This is a genomic window from Streptomyces sp. LX-29 (assembly GCF_029541745.1).
In the GTDB taxonomy this organism is placed as follows: Bacteria; Actinomycetota; Actinomycetes; order Streptomycetales; family Streptomycetaceae; genus Streptomyces.
Genome location: NZ_CP089746.1, coordinates 6,529,028 through 6,547,164 on the forward strand (window position 1 = coordinate 6,529,028; position 18,137 = coordinate 6,547,164).

Here is an 18,137-nt window from a genome sequence, read left to right on the forward strand (position 1 = left end):
GTGACCGGGGGCCGTCGCGAGTGGGGGTCCGGTTCAGCCCGGCAGGCGCCGCACCACCGACCCCAGGAGGCGCTCCACCGGGAAGTACCCCAGCCGGCGGGAGTCCTGGCTGCGCTCGGGGTTGTCGCCGAGGAGGACCAGCCGGCCCGCGGGAACCCGGTCCTCCGGCACGTCGGCCAGGGCGGGGAAGCGGTCGCGGGGGACCGGGTCGCCCGGTACGGCCGCGACCCGCTTGATGATCCAGTTCCGCGCGGTCATCGCGCCGGCCCCCGCACCGGGCGCCAGCGGGGTCTCGGAGGCCGCCGTCTCGACCACGACGACGTCCCCCACCGCCGGGGTGCGGCCGCGCCGCGCCAGCACCCTCTCGCCGCTGCGGTACGTCGGCTCCATGCTCGCCCCGCACACGGTGACCACGACCAGACGGCGGCCCAGTGCCGCGGCGGTCGCGAGGCCGACGGCGGGTACCAGCGCGGCGGCCCACCAGCCGATCCGGGTGGTCATCAGCTTCCTCCTGTGAAGATCGGCTCGTCCCGTTCCGCCGACGGCGTCTGGTAGCCGGACGCCTGCAGCCGGAACAGCCGGGCGTAGCCCTCGTCCGCGGCCATCAGCGCGGCGTGGGTTCCCCGCTCCGCCACGCGGCCCTCGCCGAGCACCACGATGAGGTCGGCGTCCCGCACGGCCCCCAGCCGGTGCGAGATGAGCAGACTGGTCCGGCCCTCCCGATGGCGCCGCAGCGAGGTGTGGATCTCGTGCTCGGCCTCGGCGTCCAGCCCGGCGGCCGGCTCGTCGAGGATCATCAGGTCGCGCCGGTCGCGGAGGAAGGCGCGGGCCAGGGCGAGGCGTTGCAACTGTCCGCCGGAGAGCACCACCCCCGTGTCCGGATCGTCCTTCTCGGACTCCATGAAGAACACGCGGGACAGCATGGTGTCGTAGCCGCGCGGCAGGTCGGACAGCTTCCGGTGGATGCCGGCCTTCCGCGCCGCGGCCTCGATGCGGGGCCGGTCGTCCATGGTCTCCAGGTCGCCGAGGCCGACGCACTCCGCGGCCGTCATGTCGTAGTGCATGTAGTCCTGGAACACGGCGCCGATCCGCCGCCGCAGATCCACCGGGTCGACCTCGCGGATGTCCACGCCGTCCCAGAGGATCTGGCCCTCGGTGGGGTCGTAGAACCGACAGACCAGTTTCACCAGCGTGGACTTCCCGGCGCCGTTCAGGCCGACCAGGGCGACCGACGACCCGTGCGGGATACGCAGGTCGACCCCGCGCAGCACCCACGGGTGGTCCTCGGAGTACCGGAACCAGACGTTTCGCAGTTCGATCCCGCGGCGCAGCGGAGGGAGCGGGCGCGGCGCGGACGGAGTCGGCAGGTCCGGTCCCGCCGTGGTGACGGCCGCGAAGTGGCCGAACATCTCCAGCGCCTGGTGGGCGCCGGCGACGTCCTCGGCCAGCATGGCGAGCGCGGCCTGCACCCCCACCGCGGCGGCGACGAACACGGTGACGTCGCCGACGGAGAGCGTGCCCGCGCGGGCCGCCGAGACCGCCCACAGCAGCCCGCCGCCGGAGACGGCCGCCGCCAGCGCGCCGAGGGCCAGGTGGGCGCAGAGCTCCCGGCGGTCGATGGCCCGCTTCACGGCGTTGGTCCTGCGCCGCTCGGTCAGCATCCTGCCGCGGAGGAACGCCCCGATGCCGAACAGCCGGACCTCCTTGGCCGCGCGCACATCGGCCAGCAGGTCGCTGTAGAAGAACTCCCGCCGCTCGGCGCCCTGGACCTGCCACAGCAGCCGGGCCTTCCGCCGCGACAGCGCGACCTCCACGAGCACCGCCAGCACGCCCGAGAGCAGGACGACGGCCGTCATCACCGGGCTGAGCAGGTACAGGGACCCGACGAAGCCGATGATGGTGATCGAGGAGCCGACGACGCCGAGCGCGCCGTCGACGGCCTGGGGGATGGCGCTCCGGCCGGCTTCCTGCGCGAAGCGGAGCCGGTCGAGGAAGCTGGGGTTCTCGAACCGGCGCAGTCCCGCGAAGGTCTCCACCACCGCGAACAGCCGGTCCTGGGCCCGCAGGGCGACCGCGCGCTCCAACTGGGCCCGTAGGTACTGGGCGAGCTGGGGCGCCACCCTGCTGACGGTGCCGGCGGCGGCCAGGCCGAGGGCGAGCCACATCAGTTCCCCGGCCGAGGCGTGGCCCACCAGCCCGTCCAGCACCAGCTTGGTGAGCCAGGCCGTCGCCACCGGCAGGGCACCGGTGGCGAGGGTGAGCGTGCCGTACAGCGCGAGAGTGCCGGGGGCGGCCCGCGCGGCGAGCGCCCAGACGACGCCCAGCCGTCGGGCCATGCCCGGCCCCGCGGGCTCCCGGCCCTCCACGGCGTCCGGCCGGTCGTCCCCCGTCCTCATGCCACGAGCGCGGGCCGGTCCAGCCTCACATCGGTCGCCTTGACCACGAGCCGGCCGGCCTCGTCCGGGGACACCCGCAGCAGCGTCGGGAACGCCGAGGTGCGGAACGCCTCCACCAGGCCGCTGTCGTCGCCCTCCACGACCACGCGCGCCACCGGGCCCAACTGGGCGGCGAACTCCGCGGCCTCGTCGGGGTCACCGATCACGGCGGCCAGCACCCGGTCACGCCCGCCGGGCATCGCCTTGGCGAACTCCACGAACTTGGGCATCTTCCGCCGGCACGGCTGGCAGGTCGGGGAGAAGAAGGCCACCACGGTCTCGCCGTCCAGGTCGGCACGGCGCAGCGTCTCGCCGTCCACGGTGGCGGCGGTGAAGTCGCCGATCTCCTCACCCACCGCGATGCCCGCCGGGAGGCCGCTGTTGGCGTTGGCCAGCAGTTCGGTGTGCTCCCGCAGCCGCCGGACCACGCCGAGCGTCAGGATGAGGTCCAGCACGCAGAGCACGCCCACGAGGATGACGGCCGCGATCAGAAATGGCATGACAACTCCTTCAGTACTCAACGGAGTCCGCGAGCAGCCGCCGGGGCTGTACGAACCGGTTGGAACAAGACGAACAGGTCGTCCAGCGCGACGGTCAGACCGCCGAGCAGGAGACCGCACGGCACCGCGACCGCCACTCCGGCCACCTGGAGCGCGCCGGTGGAGAACACCGCCACGGCGCCGAGCGCCGAGGCCACCGCGAGGAGGATGTTCCGTACGACGTGCCGGGGACCCAGGGGAGTCGCGGACACGCCGAAGCACCGGCAGGGCGCGCGGACCCCGCGCCGCACCACCGCCGTGATGCCGATCGCGAAGGCCACCAGCAGGCCCAGGGCGATCACGAAACCGACGGCGGCGGGGACCGGCGCCGGCACCGCCAGCAGCGCCCACACGGCGAACTCGGCGATCACCACCGCCCAGGCCGCGGGTCGCACCAGCGCGCGCGGCAACAGGCCCATGTCGCGTATCGACGTCGTGAAGGCGGCGAACGCGCCGCGCCCGGCGACCTTGCTGAACGAGGAGACCAGGAAGACCGTCCCGATCAGGCACCGGATACCGATTCCCATGTAACTCACCAGACACCTCCCGGGTGGTGATCGCCGCGGCGGTGCCGGGATCGGCGGAGAGGAGGGCGCCGGCGGCCCCCCTCCCCGCCGTCAACGGACCGTCAACAGGCCGTCAGCTGACGCCGCGATCGACGGTGCTCAGTAACAGCGGACCCCGCAGTCCGAGTAGATGGTGCAGCCGTTCTTGCACCGGGAGACCGGGCAGTGGCCCGCGACGTAGCACCCGGGCGAGCACGCCGCGGCGTCGACCTTGGGCACGAGCGAGCTGATCATGCGGTCGGCGACCGCCTGGAGCTTCTTGTACATGCTCTGACTCCTCACTGATCGAATGGTGGGTCGGCCCCGCGGAAGTGCTTGCCGCGGAGTCGAGTTCAGCTTGCGACGTCTCCCGCCCAGAAGCCGCCCAGGGCCGCCCAGAAGCCGCCCACAATGATCACGGCGAGATTTCGGCTGTATTATTTCGCGAAAAACAGCCGGGTTGCTTTTGCTGCCGGCAGGCCGGGGGGAGGCCGAGGGATCGCATGGAGTTCCACGTTCTGGGACCGCTACGCGTCAGTGGGGGCGGCGGCACGCTCGCCCTGGGCGGGCCGCGGCAGCGCGCTGTACTGGCCGCTTTGATCCTGCGCGCGAATGAGACAGTGACACCGCACTATTTGGCCAAGGCGGTATGGGACACGGAACCCGCGAGCCCCAGAACCAATCTTCGTACTTATGTATCGGGTTTGCGAAAGAGCTTCGGAGAGGCCGAGGCGGGCCGCCTCGTCACCCGGGCCGACGGCTATCTGTTGCGCACGGACCAAGCGGAACTCGACTTTCAACAATTCAACCGTTTAGCGGCCGACGGGGAAGAGGCCCTGCGCCAGGGTGAGCCGGAGCGCGCGGCGGAGCTGCTCCGGCGAGCGCTCGACCTCTGGCGCGGCGAACCGCTGGAGGGGCTGGCGACCGGACCGCTGCTGCGCGCCGAGTCCGAACGGCTCGCGGAGCGCCACCTGGTCGCCGTCGCACAGCACGCCCGGGCCCTCATCCGACTCCAGCGCCACACCGCGGTGATCTCCGACCTGACGGCCCTGGTGCGGCAGCACCCGCTGCGGGAGGAGCTGCTCGGCCTGCTCATGCTCGCGCTCTACCGCGGCGGCCGGATCCCCGAAGCCCTCCAGGCGTTCCAGGACGGCCGCCGGGAGCTGATCGACCGGCTCGGCACCGAGCCCGGGGCCGAACTCCAACAGCTCCATCAGCGCCTGCTCACCGCCACCACCGCGAGCGGCGTCCCGGAGCCGGGGATCGGCTCCCCGGCCGAGCACCGCCCGGCGCCGCGCCGCGCCCACCCCGCCGTGCCCCGCCAACTGCCCCTGACGCCACGGCTGTTCACCGGTCGGTGCGGGGAGTCGGCCGTGCTGACCCAGGGCCTGGCCGCACTCGGCGACGCCGTGGTGATCTCGGTGATCGCCGGATCCGGCGGCATCGGCAAGACCTGGCTGGCGCTGCACTGGGCGCACCGGCACACGGACCGGTTCCCGGACGGCCAGCTCTACGTCGACCTCCGGGGCTTCGACAGCGACGCCGAACCGACCTCGCCGGAGAGCGCCCTGCGCGGCTTCCTCGACGCGCTGGGCGTCGAGCCGGACGCGGTCCCCGCCGGCCTGGAGGCCCAGGCGGCGCTGTACCGCAGCCTCACCGCCGGCAAACGGATGCTCGTGCTGCTCGACAGCGCCCGCGACACGGAGCAGGTCCTGCCGCTGCTGCCGGGCGGATCCAGCTGCATGGTGCTGATCACCAGCCGCCACCAGCTGGGCGGTCTGGTCACCACGCACGGCGCGCTCCCCCTGGTCCTCGACCCCCTCGGAGAGGCGGAGGCCCACGCCCTGCTCGCCCGGCACCTCGGACAGGAGCGCCTGTACGCCGAGCCCGGAACGGCCGGCGAACTCCTCAGCCACTGCGGGGGCTCACCCCTCGCCCTGGGCATCGTCGCGGCCCGCGCCGCGGCCCATCCCGCCCGGCCCCTGACCGGACTGGCCCGGGAACTGCGCAACCACGCGACCCGGCTCGACGCCCTGGACGCGGGGGAGGCACGCGCGAGCATCAGGACCGTGCTGGCCGGCTCGTTGCGCTCGCTCAAACCCGAGACGGCCTGGCTGTTCACCCTGCTGGGGCTGGTGCCCGGCCCGGACATCAGCCTGTCCGCGGCGGCCGGGCTCTTCGGGCTGCCCACCACGCGGGCCCGGCTGTTCCTGCGCGAGCTGGAGGACGTGCATCTGATCCGGCAGTACCACCCCGGCCGCTACACCCTGCACAATCTCGTCCGCCTCTACGCCGCCGAGCGCGCCGACGACCAGCCGGCGTGGGAGTGCGCGGCCGCCCTGCGTCGCCTGCTGGACTTCTACGCGCAGACCGCGTCCACCGGCGCCCGGCTGCTGGATCCGCGGCACTCCCGTGCCACCGTGCCCCGGCCGGCCGCCGGCGGTGAACCGACCGCGCCGGACAGCGCGTCCGAGGCGCTGGCCTGGTTCCACACCGAACGCCGCTGCCTGCTCGCGGCCCAGCACACGGCCGTGGAACGGGGCTGGGACATCGTGGCCCGGCAGCTGGCCTGGGCGATGGACGTGCTCCGCTCCCGCGGCCAGACGTGGGACACCCGCCACACCGTGACGGCGATCTCCTCCCCGGCCGCAGCCTCGCTCAGCCTCTGCCCCCCGGCGCCGGCCAGGGCGGCCACGCCCCGCACGCCGGCACACAGCCCGCCTCCGTGGCCCGGAACCGGTCGGAGCCCCTGGTGAACGCCGTCCTCACACCAACGGTGCGTCGTGGTGGATCGGGGTGCGCGCGCCGGTCAGCGAGCCACCGCTGCCGCCGTGCCGGTGGGCGACGATCTCCGCCGCGATCGACAGGGCGGTCTCCTCGGGGGTACGGGCGCCGAGGTCGAGGCCGATCGGCGAGTGCAGCCGGGCGAGTTCCCGCTCGGTGACGCCGACCTCGCGCAGCCGCCGGTCGCGGTCCTCGTGGGTGCGCCGGGAGCCCATCGCGCCCACGTACGCGACGGGAAGCCTCAGCGCCAGCTCCAGCAGGGGCACGTCGAACTTGGCGTCATGGGTGAGGACACACAGCACGGTGCGGCCGTCGACATCGGTCGACGCGAGGTAGGTGTGCGGCCACTGGACGACGATCTCGTCCGCCGCCGGGAAGCGGAGCCGTGTCGCGAAGACCGGACGGGCGTCGCACACGGTCACGTGGTAGCCGAGGAACTTGCCCACCCGCGCCAGCGCGGAGGCGAAGTCGACGGCACCGAAGACGATCATCCGGGGGGCGGGCAGGCTCGACTCGACGAACACCGTCAGCGGCCGCCCGCGGCGGAACCCGTCCGCGCCGATCTCGACGGTGCCGGTGCGGCCGGCGTCCAACAGGTCGCGGGCCGCGCCCGCCACGACGCGATCCCACTCCGCGGGGCCGCCCAGGCCGCCTTGGTACGCGCCGTCCCGGCGGACGACCAGCGCGCGGCCCATCGACTCGGCCGGCCCCTCGGCGATCCGCGCGACCGCCACCGCGTCCCCGCGCACGACGGCGGCGACAGCGGCCGCGAGAACCTCCCTGACGGGAGAGCCCGCGCTGACCGGGGTGAGCAGGATGTCCACGACCCCGCCGCAGGTCAGTCCGGGGGCGAAGGCGTCCTCGTCGCCGCACCCGAAGCGCTCGACGCACCCTGCGCCGTCCCTGAGCGTCTGCCGGCACAGCTCGTACACGGCGCCCTCCACGCATCCCCCGGAGACCGACCCGACAGCCGAGCCCTCGCCGTCGACGGCGAGCGCCGCGCCCGGCTGGCGGGGCGCGCTGCCACCGACCGCCACCACGGTGGCGACGGCGAAGTCCCGCCCCTGCCCGAGCCACCGGTGCAACTCGCCGGCGATCTCCAGCATCTCGGCCTCCTCACGGGTCTGCCACGGGCCGGCGCCACACGCGGTGGCCGGGGAGGGCGCTCAGGGCCGCGACGCCGACTGGCGCTCGGTGAGCCGGCGGTAGATCCGTTCCGGGGTCAGGGGCAGCGCGCGGTAGCGGACCCCCGTGGCGTCGTGGAGCGCGTTCGCCAACGCGGGGGCCACCGGGTTGATACAGCACTCCGCCATCCCCTTCGACCGCAGCGGCCCGTAGGAGTCCGCCGAGTCCACCGCGAGCACATCGGTGCGGGGGACATCGGCATAGGTGGGGATGCGGTAGTTGCGGAGGTTCGGGTTGACCATGACACCGTCCGCGTCGACCTGGTAGTTCTCGGTCAGCGCGAAGCCGAGACCCTGGGCCACACCGCCCTCCACCTGTCCCCGCACCTGCGCGGGGTTGACGATGACACCGGCGTCGGTCGCGTGGACGCTGTACAGGACGCGGATCTCACCCGTCACCGGATGGACGGCGACGCGGAACCCGTGCGTGTTGAAGGTGACGCTTCGCGGCGAGCCGTAGGCCTTGCGGGCGGCGGTGAACCGTATGCCGCGCGCTCGGGCCAGCGCGACGACCTCCGCCAACGACACGCGCTGGTCGCCGCAGACGACGCCCTCGTCGTCCAGGGAGCACATCACGAGATGGACACCCGTGTGCGCGGCGGCGAACTCCAGGATGCGGTCGCGCACGGCGTTGGCCGCCCGAAGCACCGCGTTGCCCGCCACGAAGAGCCCCGCGCTCGCGAAGGCGCCGGTGTCGAATCCCGTGCGGTCGGTGTCGGACTGCACCAGGCGGATCCGCGAGGGAGTCGTGCCCAGCTGGGTCGCCGCGATCTGGACATGAGCGGTCGACGTCCCCTCGCCGAACTCGGCCGTTCCGACGGCCACCTCGTAGACGAGGTCGTCGCCCAGGGTCACCCATGCCTCGGAGAGGTGTTCCGTCGGGGGCGCGGTCTCGTGCAGGGAACTCGCGAAGCCGGTCCCGACGAGCCACCCGGGGCCGGGGGACGGCTCACCGGCCGTACCGGCCATGGCCCCCTCCACGAGATCGATGCACCGCGCCAGCCCGTGCTCGGTGAACATCACGTCGTCGGGCCCGTCGCCCATGGCGACCAGCGGATCGCCCGGCCGCACGATGTTGCGTCGTCGCAGGTCGAGCGGATCGATGTGCGCGGCGCGCGCCAGCTCGTCCATCGCCGATTCCACGGCGAACGCCGGCTGCGTCATCCCGTAACCGCGCAGCGCCCCGCTCGGAACGGTGTTGGTGTAGACGGAGTACGCGTCGTACCTCTTGTTGGGGCAGCGGTAGATCATGACGGCGGCGCCGCCCGCGTACAGCGTTTCGCCGCCGTGGTTGCCGTAGGCGCCCGTGTTCGACACATTGCGAACCTGGAGCGCCGTGAGCGTCCCGTCCGCCTTCGCGCCGAGCTTGACCGTCAACGCCATCGGATGCCGTGGCGAAGCCGTCGTGAACTCCTCCTCGCGGGTGTACTCGAAGCAGACGGGGCGCCCGGTGTCCAGGGTGGCGAGCGCGACCAGATCCTCCGAGATCACCTCCTGTTTGCCGCCGAAGCCGCCGCCGACGCGTGCGCAGAACACGCGCAGCTGGTCCGGGCGCAGCGCGAACAGATAGGAGAGTTTGACCTTCGCGATCGACGGCGACTGCGAACTGGTGCGGACGTTCAGGCGACCGTCCTCCATCCAGGCGATCGAGCCATGGGTCTCCAGATGCGCGTGTTGCACGCGCGGCGAGAAGTATGTGCCTTCGTGGACCACGTCGGCTTCGGCGAACCCCGCGTCGACGTCGCCGACGCGCGCATGGATCTCGAACAGGATGTTGCGGACGGGGTCGCGTACGAAGGGGTCGTGCGAGCCGTGGATCTGTGGCGCCCCCTCGGTCATCGCCTCTTCGGGGTCGAACACGGCCGGCATGACCTCGTATTCGACGACGAGCCTTCGACAGCCCTCCTCCGCCGCCCCCACCGTGTCGGCCAGCACCGCCGCGACGCGTTGGCCGACGAAGCGGACCGTGTCGTCGAGGATGAAGGTGTCGTCCGGATCGACGAGGTGATCGGTGTGGATCGCCGTGGTGAAACGCTTGCGGGGCACGTCTTCCCAGGTGTAGACGCGACGCACGCCGGGGACCGCGAGCGCGGCGGTCTTGTCGATCGAGACGATCCGGGCGTGCGCGTGGGGTGAGTGCACCACCTTGAGGTGCAGCATCCCTTCGACAGGGGTGTCCATCGTGAACTCGGCGCGGCCGGTGACCACGTCGTTGGCCGCCGGAGCGCCGACGCTCGTCCCGACGGCCTTTCCCGGCGCGGCCGGCTCCACCCCGGCGACGCCCTTCACGGCGTCCTCGATCCCCCGATAGCCGGTGCAGCGGCAGAGGTTGCCCTTCAAGGCCCGCGGCAGGTCCTTCTTCTGCGCCGCGGTGAACGTCGCCGACGTCATGATCATTCCAGCGGTGCAGAAACCGCACTGGAACCCCGGGGCGTCACGGAACTGTCGCTGCATCGGATGCAGGTTGCCGGGCGATCCGAGCCCCTCGATCGTCGTCACCTCGCGACCGTCCGCACGGAACGCGGGGGTGATGCAGCTGTGTATCGGACTGCCGTCCAACCACACGGTGCAGGCGCCGCAATCGCCCGCGTCGCACCCCTTCTTGACGCCGTAGTGGCCGAGGGAGCGAAGGAAGGTGCGCAGACACTGTCCGGGGTCCGGTTCCTCGTCGAAGCTCCTGCCGTTCACGCGGTACGTCATGCCGGACTCCCGGCCATGAGTTCGCGACGGATCTCCTCGGCGAAGTGCTTCGTCAGGTGGCGACGGTGGTCGGGGGTCCCGTTGGGATCGGCGAACCAGGTGTCGGCCGGAATGACGTCGATGCTCTGCTGCAGGGTCCGGGCGTCGGGCATGGTGTCGAAGGCCATCCGTACGGGGCGCGTGGTGCCGGCTGTGACGGTGAGCAGCAGGTCGCTCGTTCCCGGCGTCTGGGTCCCGATGAGGAAAACCGTCGAACGACCGAGTCGGGTCAGCGAGAAACGACGGTGCGCGGTGCGTTTCCGCAGGGCGTGCGCCGGAATGTCGACGCGTCGCAGGATCTCCCCGGGCGAGAGGACGTTCTGACGGTCGCCGGTCACGAAGTCGAGGGCGTCGACGGTGCGCGCGGACCCGTCGGGAGCCATCAACCCGTACCGTGCCTCCAGCGCGACCGTCAGCGTGATCATGGGACCGGCGGGCAGGGACATACAGATGTTTCCGCCGACGGTCGCCGAGTTCCAGACCTTGAACGAGGACAGGAACGCCTCGCAACTCGTCGCGAAAAGGGTGCCCGCGATCCAGTCGTCGCGCGGAGCGAAGGCGTACAGATCGCGGATGGTGCACGTCGCGGCGATCTCGAGGCCCGTGTCGCTCGGGACGAGGGGATCCCAACGCAGCGCTGTCAGGTCGATCAGACGGCGCAGATCGGGCTGCTCCACGGAGAACAGCCACGTCCCGCCCGCGAGCCAGGCGTCGCCCTCGCGCCAGTCCGCGCCCGGCTGAGCGGACGGCCGCCGGACGACTTCGGTGATGGTGTTGAGGTCCATGGGAAACGATCTCCCTCGCGACGATCATCGTGCGACGACCGCCTACCGAACTCGATCGACCAGCACGTGCCGCCGCTCGCGTTCAGAGTCCGCTCCTGGACATTCAGCTCGACGTACTCGTCGAATGTCGACGGGGCACGAGGAGCGGAGGCGCGATGCGCGCTGGGAGCGGCAGAACCTCGAGCGACGGAATCGAATGTATGGCCCCTGCGGTCGAGACTTCCTGAGAAAGACCGGCGGGCGCGGAGATGTGTTTTCAGGATATAGCAGGACAGGCCGGCCCTGCCACGTCGGGGATTCGCCCGGTGGCCACCGGGATATGGCGGCGAGTCGGGCGTCGGGGGCGCCCGTCGGGCCGCTGAGGGGACCGGTGCCCGTCGGTCGCGGCCGATCGAATGAACGGCGCCGCGGCTGACACACCGTTCGCCCGGCGTGCGCCGGGCGGTTGCCTAGCATGACGGGCGCCGGGGTGACCCGCACCCGCTCGGTCGGCGGGACGTGGTCGAGCAGCGGACCGACCACGGTCGGCCCGGAGACGACGAGGATCACGCCGATCATGACCGCCACCGTGAACGGGACGTCGAACAGCGCGGCGACCAGCCCCAGGCCGGCTCCCCAGGTGATGAGGACCCCCGGCATGATCAGCCGCGCCACCACGCGCCGGACCTCACCCTTCAGCGCCCGCAGCTCCAGGCCGAGTCCGGCGTCGTAGAGGATGACGGCCACCGCGAGCGACACCAGCTGCGTGAAGTCGGGTACCAGCCGGTCGGGGTGGATGACCTCGGTGAGCGCCCCGGCGGTGAAACCGACGGGCAGCAGCACGATCAGCGAAGGGACCCGCAGCCGGCTCGCCAGGATCTGGGAGTCCACGGCGAGCACGACGGTCAGGCCGATGCCCGGCAGGATCCCGTCCCCGGTCACCGCGGCCTCACCCCCCGAGGGCCCCGCGCGGCACGGGGTCCCCGAGCTCAGCCCTCGTCCCGCGCACCACGTCGCCGCAGGTCGTCGTCGGTGAGGGCTTCCAACTCGCCGTGCGTGTCGAGCCAGTACAGGAGGGCGACCGCCGGGAAGACCAGCACCACCGCGACGAGGGTGACGAACACCAGCCAGCGCAGGGTGGTGGGCGCGCCCGCGCCCTCCGCGACGGTCAGCGAGGGCGGGATGAGATACGGGCGTTGGGCCATGCCCCACGCGAGGATGGCCGAGGCGACCACGCCGACCGCGGTGACCCGGGACCAGGCCGCGGAGGGGCGGAGCAGCAGCCAGGCGGAGGCGACGGTGGCGAGTGCCGCCGCGATGACGAAGAGGAGTCCCACGCCGCGGGTGAGGCCGTGCCATACGTGGGGCGCGTCATCGTGGGTGACGCCCAGGGTGATGACGGCCAGTACGGCGACGGCGGCGAGAGCCGCCAGAGCTCGCCGCCGGAAGTAGCCGTCGAGGTCGGGGGCGTCGAAGCGCCGGGCGTCGGCGGCCAGGAACACGGCTCCGAGGAAGGCCGTGGTGGCGACGGCGAGGAGGCCGAAGAGGATCGAGGTGGGGTTGGACCAGGCGTGCGCCGACGGCTCGGTGCCGGGGGCCGCCCGGCCGGAGGCGATCCCTCCGGCCGCGGCTCCGAGGAAGAACGGAGTGAGGAGGGAGGCGATGGCGAACACCGCCCCGTAGAGGCGCCGTCCGGCGAGCCGCCGGGCGGGCTTGCGCAGGGCGAAGCCGGCGCCGCGCAGCACGGTGCCCACGGCGGCCAGCGCCAGGGGCAGCCACATCGCGGTGAAGACGGCCTGGAAGAAGTCCGGGAACCCGGTCCACATGATGACCAGAACGAAGATCAGCCAGACGTTGTTGACCTCCCAGACGGGGGCCATGGCGTGGTCGATCAGCCACCGGGGGCGCCTGCCGCGCTCCGTCCCGCCGGCGGTCAGGTCCCAGAACCCGGCCCCGTAGTCGGTGCCACCGGCGCAGGCGTAGGCGACGACCGCGAGGAGCAGGACGACGGCGACGAGATCGGCGGTCATGGCCGGCCTCCCGCGGTCGGTGCCGGGCCGTCGTCGCCACGGGGCGCCGGGGCGTCGCCGGCGGGAACCGGCGGGCGGGGGCCGTAGGGTGTGTCCGTCTCCGGCGGCGCGACCGGTCCCGGCTCCGTCCGCTGTTCGTCGGCGAGCCGCCAGCGGGTGCGCATCTTCAGCAGCACGGCGAGGAACGAGCCGAAGACGAACACGTACACCACGACGACGAGACCGAACATGATCCACAGAGTCGTGGAACGGGTGGCGGTCACCGCTTCGGCGACCCGCATGTTCTGGTAGACGATCCACGGCTGGCGGCCCACCTCGGTGGTGATCCAGCCGCATTCCACGGCGACGACGGAGGCGACGCCCGCGCAGGCGGCGCTCCGGAAGAACCACTTCGACTCCGGCAGGCGGCGGCGCCGCAGCCAGACGAGGCCGTACCACAGGGCGAGCAGCACCAGCACCGAGCCGATCCCGACCATGATGTCGAAGGCCCAGTGGGTGATGGTGGCCTGGGTGGCGTTCGGCCGGTCGGCCGCCGGGACGGAGGTCAGCCCGGTGACCCTGGTGTCGGGGCGGAACCCCGCGAGGATGGAGTCGAGCTGCGGGATCCTGATGCCGCCGGAGATCGTGCCGTCCGGATGGAGGCGACCGAACAGGTACTCCGGGACATGGGTGTCGGTCTTCCAGACGATCTCCATCGCGGCGAACTTCACCGGCTGCTTGTGGAACACCTGTCGGGCGATGGAGTCGCCCAGCACGAACTGCACGGGAGTCGCCAGCGCGGCGACGGTGAACGGGACGGTGAAGCCGAGCCGGTGGTAGCGGTCGCGGCGGCCGCGCAGCCATCCGACGGCGTACACCCCCGCCACGACGTAACCCGCGGTCACCAGCATCGCCACCACGAAGTGCCAGTACTGCGGCCCGAACATCGGGGTGAAGATCGCCTTCCAGATGTTCACGTCGGTGGGGTCGCCCGCGGAGTCGAGAGTGAAACCCCGCGGCGTGTTCATCCAGGAGTTCGCGGCCAGGATGCCGAAGGCCCCGAGCAGAGCGGCTGCCGGCAGGGGCAGCCCGAGCAGGAAGTGCACACGGGAAGGCAGCCGGCGCCAGCCGTAGAGGTAGACCGCGATGAGGACCGCCTCGAAGAAGAAGGCCCATGCCTCGACGCCGAATCCGATGCCGAAGACATCGCCCCAACGTCCCATCAGGCCCGGCCAGAGCAGGCCGAACTCGAAGGACAGCACGGTCCCGGTGACCACTCCGATCGCGAACTGCACCGCCATGACCGCCGACCAGCGCCGCGCCAGCAGCAGGGCGGTCGGGTCGTCGCGGCGCAGGCCGTAGCCGTGCATGATGAGGGTGATCAGCGGCAGCGCCACGCCCAGCGGCACCAGGATGATGTGGGAGGCCAGGGTGAAGGCCATGAGCGATCTGGCCGGCAGCGTCTGCGGCGGCGCGTCCACCAACAGCTGCATCGTGGGGTGCATGCGTGCCTCTCCCGGGAGCCGACGCGGGTGAGCGGGGTCAGTTCTCGGCGGCGGATCCGGGAAGCAGGACCACGCCCTCGGGTGCGATCTCGGGGGAGCTCACGACGTACCGCCTCCTCGACTGCCGGCGCCGCTCCGCCGGGCCGGGGCCCGGGAGCGTTACCGGCGTCACACAATCACCACGGGCTCGGTGCGGCGATGAGGGGCGGTCCGGCGTTACGCCGCCTGGTCCAGGAACTTCGCTCTGTCGGACGTCGCCCGGTCGGACTGCGGCCGACGCTTCGCCTGGTCGGACGTCGGTCGACGCTTCGCCCGGTCGGACTTCGGTCGACGCTTCGCAGGGTCGGACCTCGGTCGACGTGAGTCGGCGGTGTCGGCGCGGCCGGTGTGGTCCGCGACCTCAGCGCAGCCGGTCCAGCAGGTGGTCGCCGACGCGCAGGGCGTTCGCGATGGCTGTCAGGGACGGGTTGACCGCCCCGATGCTCGGGAAGAAGCTCGTGTCGACCACGTACAGGTTGTCGAGGTCGTGCGCCTTGCAGTTGACGTCCAGGGCCGAGGAGGCCGGATCGTCGCCGAACCGCACGGTGCCGGCCTGGTGGGCCGTGGCGCCGATCGGCATGCCCTTGTGCAGGTAGATGCTGTGGGGCAGCAGATGGTGCTCGTGCATGCCCAGATGGCCCAGCATGCGCTGGAGCCTGTGCCGCAGGCGCTCCAGCCCCGCGATGTTGTTGGACTCGTCGAGGGCCAGGTGGACGCGACCGTCGTCGTCCAGGGTGACGCGGTTGTCGGGGAGCGGCAGGTCCTCCCCGCACAGCCAGAAGTCGACGGCGTGGTGGGCCAGGACCTCGAAGGGCATGTCCGGGGTCACCGCTCCGGCCCAGCGCGGGGCCTCACCGTGGATCTGCTCGGCGTCCGACTTGCCGAGCATCTGGATCCCGCCGAGCGGGTAGTCCCAGTCGTCGGCGCCGAGGTACCAGTCGTGCAGGGCGAGGGTCTTCTGGAACCTGGTGTCGTTGGGCTCCTTCGAAACGGCCATCAGGGCCAGGTTGTTGTGGCGCATGTAGAACCGACCGACCACGTCCGAGCTGTTCGCCAGGCCCCGGGGATGGTGCTCGTTCGCCGAGGCGAGGAGGAGGACGGCCGAGTTGACCGCGCCGCAGGCGACGACCACGATGTCGGCCGCGTACCGGGCCTCCTCGTCCCCCGCGAGCCGGGCCACGACCGTGCTGACGCCGCGGCCCGCCGGATCGGTCTCGAGCCTGGTCACCCGGGCGTTCGTGATCATCTCCACGTTGGGGTGCCGCAGCGCCGGTTCCACGCAGATCACCTGGGCGTCGGACTTGCCGCGCACCAGACAGGGGAAGCCGTCCACCCGGTCGCAGCGGATGCAGACGCTTGAGTGGGTCGCCCGGCCCTCGCCGTCCTGGGTCAGATCGACCCCGATGGGCAGGTGGAAGGGGTGCAGGCCCCGCTTCTCCAGGTCGTCGCTCAACTGCTGGATGCGCGACTCGTGTTCCACCGGCGGGTACGCGTACTGCTCGCCGGCCGGGCCCTCCCAGGGATCCTCGCCGTGCCGGCCGTGCACCCGGTACAGGTGTTCCGCCTGGGTGTAGTACGGCTCCAGATCCTCGTACCGGATCGGCCAGGCGGGGGAGACCCCGTCGTGGTGCGTCAGTTCGCCGAAGTCCTCGGGCCGCAGTCGGAACAGGGCGGCCCCATAGAACTTGGTGTTGCCGCCGACGTAGTAGTTGACCTCGGGCGGGAACTCCTTGCCGTGCTTGTCGAACCAGAACTCCGGGGCCCGGTACCTGCCCTTGACGAACACGGCGGTGGAATCCCAGTTGTCCCGCTCGCGCGGGAGGTAGTCGCCGCGTTCGAGGATCAGCACCCGTTTCCCGGAAGGCGCCAGCCGGTGCGCGAGCGTCCCTCCGCCCGCTCCGGTACCGATGATGATGACGTCGTAGTGGGGGGCGTCGCCCACGGCGACCACCGTCCTCGGGTTCGCGGTCCCGCGTCCCCGCCGGGACCTGTCAGGCCGGTCTCCCCCCTTCGAACATAGACGCCCCGCGCCGGAGCGGCACCCGGGAGAGAGAGCCCCCTGCCGCCCCGCTCAGAGCACGGCGACGGGATTCACCGGAGAGCCGGTGGCCGCCGGCAGCCGCAACGGCGCGACCACGCACAGGAAGTGCCAGCGGCCCAGCTGTTCGCACGCCGGCGCCAGTTCCTCGAAGTCCAGGTAGTCCAGGAGATGGAGACCCATGGCGTGCATCGCCAGCACGTGGACGGGAAACGCGACCTCCGCCACCAGGCTCGGAGCCGTGTCGTTGTTGCCGTCCGAGCCCAGCACGGCGACGCGCCGCTCGGCGAGGAATCCCAACGCCGCCGGATGGATGCCGGCCCGGGCCCGCGCCACCTCCCAGGCACCGGTCTCCCGACGCCGACGGCGGTGTCCGACGCGCACGAACAGCAGGTCTCCCGGCCCGGCCCGGACCCCCTGAGCGGCCTCCGCGGCCGTGAGGTCGTCGGCCGTCACATGGTCGCCGGGTTCGAGCCAGGGGACCCCGCGCAGCCGCGGGATGTCCAGCAGTACGCCGCGGCCGACGATCCCGTCGCGCACCACGTCGACCGTGAGCGCACGGGCGCCGTCCGGCGTCACCGTGCTCGCCGGTACGCCGCCATAGAGCTCGCCGTCGAAGACGACGTGGCACAACGCGTCGAGATGGGTGTGCGCGTCACCGTGCACGTTCATGGCGAACCGGTCGAGCGCGAAGTGCAACCCGGGCGCTTCGGGGTCCTGGTGGACCGTCCCCGTCATCCGGTGCGTCGCGGGCTCCGGGTCGTCCGGCCCCGGCCGGGTCTCGATGGGCGCGGCCAGCGACACGGTCCGCCCACACCGCACCCCCGCGGCGGCCGCCACCACACGCTCGGGGGTCAGATGGACCAGGGCTCCACGGCGCAGGTCTCCCTCGCCCCGCCCGCTCCGAGCCTGGTCACACAGCCGCCGGTACAGAGACCGAAAGTCCTCCTCGGACAGGGGCGGCTCCGCCGCCTGACGCTGCGCCGACGGCCGCGGGCGCGACATCACGACCCCCACCCGCCCACGCCCGCCCCGCCGCCCACACCTGCTCCGCCCCGCTCGACCGGTCCGCGGTGCTCACCCGCTCCGCCCCGGTCCGCCGGTGCGCGGTGCTCACCCGCTCCGCCCCGGTCCGCCGGTCCGCGGTGCTCACCCGGTCTGACCCGGTCCGCCGGTCCGCCGTGCTCACCCGGTCTGACCGGCGCCGCCGGTCCGGCTCCGCTCGTACGCTCCGTCACGCCGGCGTCCTCCTCGTCCGCCGAAGGGCACTGGCACCAGTCTCCGCTGGCACGGTTTGGCACGCATTCCGGGTGTCGGGCCCCGCGCGCAATCCGCGCCATGCCACCGCGCTGATCGAAGGCCGCCTTCTCCGGCCACGGCCGCACGGCCGGCCTGGCACGCGGCTGCCGACGGGACGGCCGCGCGGGCTCGCCCAGCCGCTGCTTCGACCGCGCCCCACGAGCTTCCTTACTGATCAGTGGCTCAATCCGCTCCTTATGCGGTGAGGCGGACCGATGGCCTATAGCGTGAGGTGACGACCAAGTCGAGGAATGCGA

At 72.2% G+C, this 18,137-nt stretch carries 14 protein-coding genes; 1 reads left to right on the top strand and 13 read right to left on the bottom strand.

The window, feature by feature from the left end; translation table 11 throughout:
- Positions 1 to 33 precede the first annotated feature (33 nt).
- From LRS74_RS27525 to LRS74_RS27545, 5 genes are all read right to left on the bottom strand, one after another.
- Positions 34 to 501, bottom strand: coding sequence for a S26 family signal peptidase (locus LRS74_RS27525; RefSeq protein ID WP_277743514.1), 468 nt, complete (start codon positions 499 to 501; stop codon positions 34 to 36).
- Positions 501 to 2,396: an ABC transporter ATP-binding protein gene (locus LRS74_RS27530; RefSeq protein ID WP_277743515.1), complete on the bottom strand. Its 1,896-nt coding sequence runs from the start codon at positions 2,394 to 2,396 to the stop codon at positions 501 to 503. Before LRS74_RS27530 ends, LRS74_RS27525 begins: the two co-directional genes overlap by 1 nt.
- Positions 2,393 to 2,935 carry a TlpA disulfide reductase family protein gene (locus LRS74_RS27535; protein ID WP_277743516.1) on the bottom strand — a complete coding sequence of 181 codons (543 nt, stop codon included), beginning with the start codon at positions 2,933 to 2,935 and terminating at the stop codon, positions 2,393 to 2,395. The genes LRS74_RS27530 and LRS74_RS27535 overlap by 4 nt, the downstream gene beginning before the upstream one ends.
- A gap of 17 nt (positions 2,936 to 2,952) precedes the next feature.
- Positions 2,953 to 3,501, bottom strand: a complete 549-nt coding sequence (locus LRS74_RS27540; protein ID WP_277743517.1) for a MauE/DoxX family redox-associated membrane protein — start codon at positions 3,499 to 3,501, stop codon at positions 2,953 to 2,955.
- Positions 3,502 to 3,639: 138 nt separating this feature from the next.
- Positions 3,640 to 3,807 (bottom strand): hypothetical protein, encoded by a 168-nt coding sequence (locus LRS74_RS27545; protein ID WP_186319162.1) that lies wholly within the window; start codon positions 3,805 to 3,807, stop codon positions 3,640 to 3,642.
- Between the two features lie 215 nt (positions 3,808 to 4,022).
- Here LRS74_RS27545 and LRS74_RS27550 point away from each other — a divergent pair, with 215 nt between their 5' ends.
- The gene (locus LRS74_RS27550) at positions 4,023 to 6,275 is read left to right on the top strand and encodes an AfsR/SARP family transcriptional regulator (RefSeq protein WP_277743518.1); all 2,253 of its coding nucleotides are present in this window, start codon (positions 4,023 to 4,025) and stop codon (positions 6,273 to 6,275) included.
- Between the two features lie 9 nt (positions 6,276 to 6,284).
- Here LRS74_RS27550 and LRS74_RS27555 read toward each other — a convergent pair whose 3' ends face one another.
- From LRS74_RS27555 to LRS74_RS27590, 8 genes are all read right to left on the bottom strand, one after another.
- Positions 6,285 to 7,409, bottom strand: a complete 1,125-nt coding sequence (locus tag LRS74_RS27555) for an XdhC/CoxI family protein (protein WP_277743519.1) — start codon at positions 7,407 to 7,409, stop codon at positions 6,285 to 6,287.
- A gap of 60 nt (positions 7,410 to 7,469) precedes the next feature.
- Positions 7,470 to 10,187, bottom strand: coding sequence for a molybdopterin-dependent oxidoreductase (locus LRS74_RS27560; protein WP_277743520.1), 2,718 nt, complete (start codon positions 10,185 to 10,187; stop codon positions 7,470 to 7,472).
- On the bottom strand, positions 10,184 to 11,011 hold the full coding sequence (locus tag LRS74_RS27565; RefSeq protein WP_277743521.1) for an FAD binding domain-containing protein: 828 nt from the start codon (positions 11,009 to 11,011) through the stop codon (positions 10,184 to 10,186). The genes LRS74_RS27560 and LRS74_RS27565 overlap by 4 nt, the downstream gene beginning before the upstream one ends.
- A gap of 42 nt (positions 11,012 to 11,053) precedes the next feature.
- Positions 11,054 to 11,890, bottom strand: a complete 837-nt coding sequence (locus LRS74_RS33675; protein ID WP_347178163.1) for a cation:proton antiporter — start codon at positions 11,888 to 11,890, stop codon at positions 11,054 to 11,056.
- Positions 11,891 to 11,979: 89 nt separating this feature from the next.
- The gene (locus LRS74_RS27575) at positions 11,980 to 13,020 is read right to left on the bottom strand and encodes a cytochrome d ubiquinol oxidase subunit II (RefSeq protein WP_277743522.1); all 1,041 of its coding nucleotides are present in this window, start codon (positions 13,018 to 13,020) and stop codon (positions 11,980 to 11,982) included.
- Positions 13,017 to 14,504 (bottom strand): cytochrome ubiquinol oxidase subunit I, encoded by a 1,488-nt coding sequence (locus LRS74_RS27580; protein WP_277743523.1) that lies wholly within the window; start codon positions 14,502 to 14,504, stop codon positions 13,017 to 13,019. Before LRS74_RS27580 ends, LRS74_RS27575 begins: the two co-directional genes overlap by 4 nt.
- A gap of 400 nt (positions 14,505 to 14,904) precedes the next feature.
- Entirely contained in the window at positions 14,905 to 16,485 is a 1,581-nt protein-coding gene (locus tag LRS74_RS27585) for a GMC family oxidoreductase (protein WP_277743524.1), read from the bottom strand.
- 129 nt (positions 16,486 to 16,614) lie between these two features.
- Positions 16,615 to 17,586: a cyclase family protein gene (locus tag LRS74_RS27590; RefSeq protein WP_277743525.1), complete on the bottom strand. Its 972-nt coding sequence runs from the start codon at positions 17,584 to 17,586 to the stop codon at positions 16,615 to 16,617.
- Positions 17,587 to 18,137 lie beyond the last annotated feature (551 nt).

Excerpts from the sequence above, each read along its gene's own strand:
- LRS74_RS27530 (WP_277743515.1), bottom strand. The coding sequence starts at position 2,396 with ATGAGGACGGGGGACGACCGGCCGGACGCCGTGGAGGGCCGGGAGCCC.
- LRS74_RS27550 (WP_277743518.1), top strand. The coding sequence starts at position 4,023 with ATGGAGTTCCACGTTCTGGGACCGCTACGCGTCAGTGGGGGCGGCGGC.
- LRS74_RS27565 (WP_277743521.1), bottom strand. The coding sequence starts at position 11,011 with ATGGACCTCAACACCATCACCGAAGTCGTCCGGCGGCCGTCCGCTCAG.
- LRS74_RS27590 (WP_277743525.1), bottom strand. The coding sequence starts at position 17,586 with ATGTCGCGCCCGCGGCCGTCGGCGCAGCGTCAGGCGGCGGAGCCGCCC.
- LRS74_RS27580 (WP_277743523.1), bottom strand. The coding sequence starts at position 14,504 with ATGCACCCCACGATGCAGCTGTTGGTGGACGCGCCGCCGCAGACGCTG.
- LRS74_RS27560 (WP_277743520.1), bottom strand. The coding sequence starts at position 10,187 with ATGACGTACCGCGTGAACGGCAGGAGCTTCGACGAGGAACCGGACCCC.
- LRS74_RS27545 (WP_186319162.1), bottom strand. The coding sequence starts at position 3,807 with ATGTACAAGAAGCTCCAGGCGGTCGCCGACCGCATGATCAGCTCGCTC.
- LRS74_RS27525 (WP_277743514.1), bottom strand. The coding sequence starts at position 501 with ATGACCACCCGGATCGGCTGGTGGGCCGCCGCGCTGGTACCCGCCGTC.
- LRS74_RS27555 (WP_277743519.1), bottom strand. The coding sequence starts at position 7,409 with ATGCTGGAGATCGCCGGCGAGTTGCACCGGTGGCTCGGGCAGGGGCGG.
- LRS74_RS27575 (WP_277743522.1), bottom strand. The coding sequence starts at position 13,020 with ATGACCGCCGATCTCGTCGCCGTCGTCCTGCTCCTCGCGGTCGTCGCC.
- LRS74_RS27540 (WP_277743517.1), bottom strand. The coding sequence starts at position 3,501 with ATGGGAATCGGTATCCGGTGCCTGATCGGGACGGTCTTCCTGGTCTCC.
- LRS74_RS27535 (WP_277743516.1), bottom strand. The coding sequence starts at position 2,935 with ATGCCATTTCTGATCGCGGCCGTCATCCTCGTGGGCGTGCTCTGCGTG.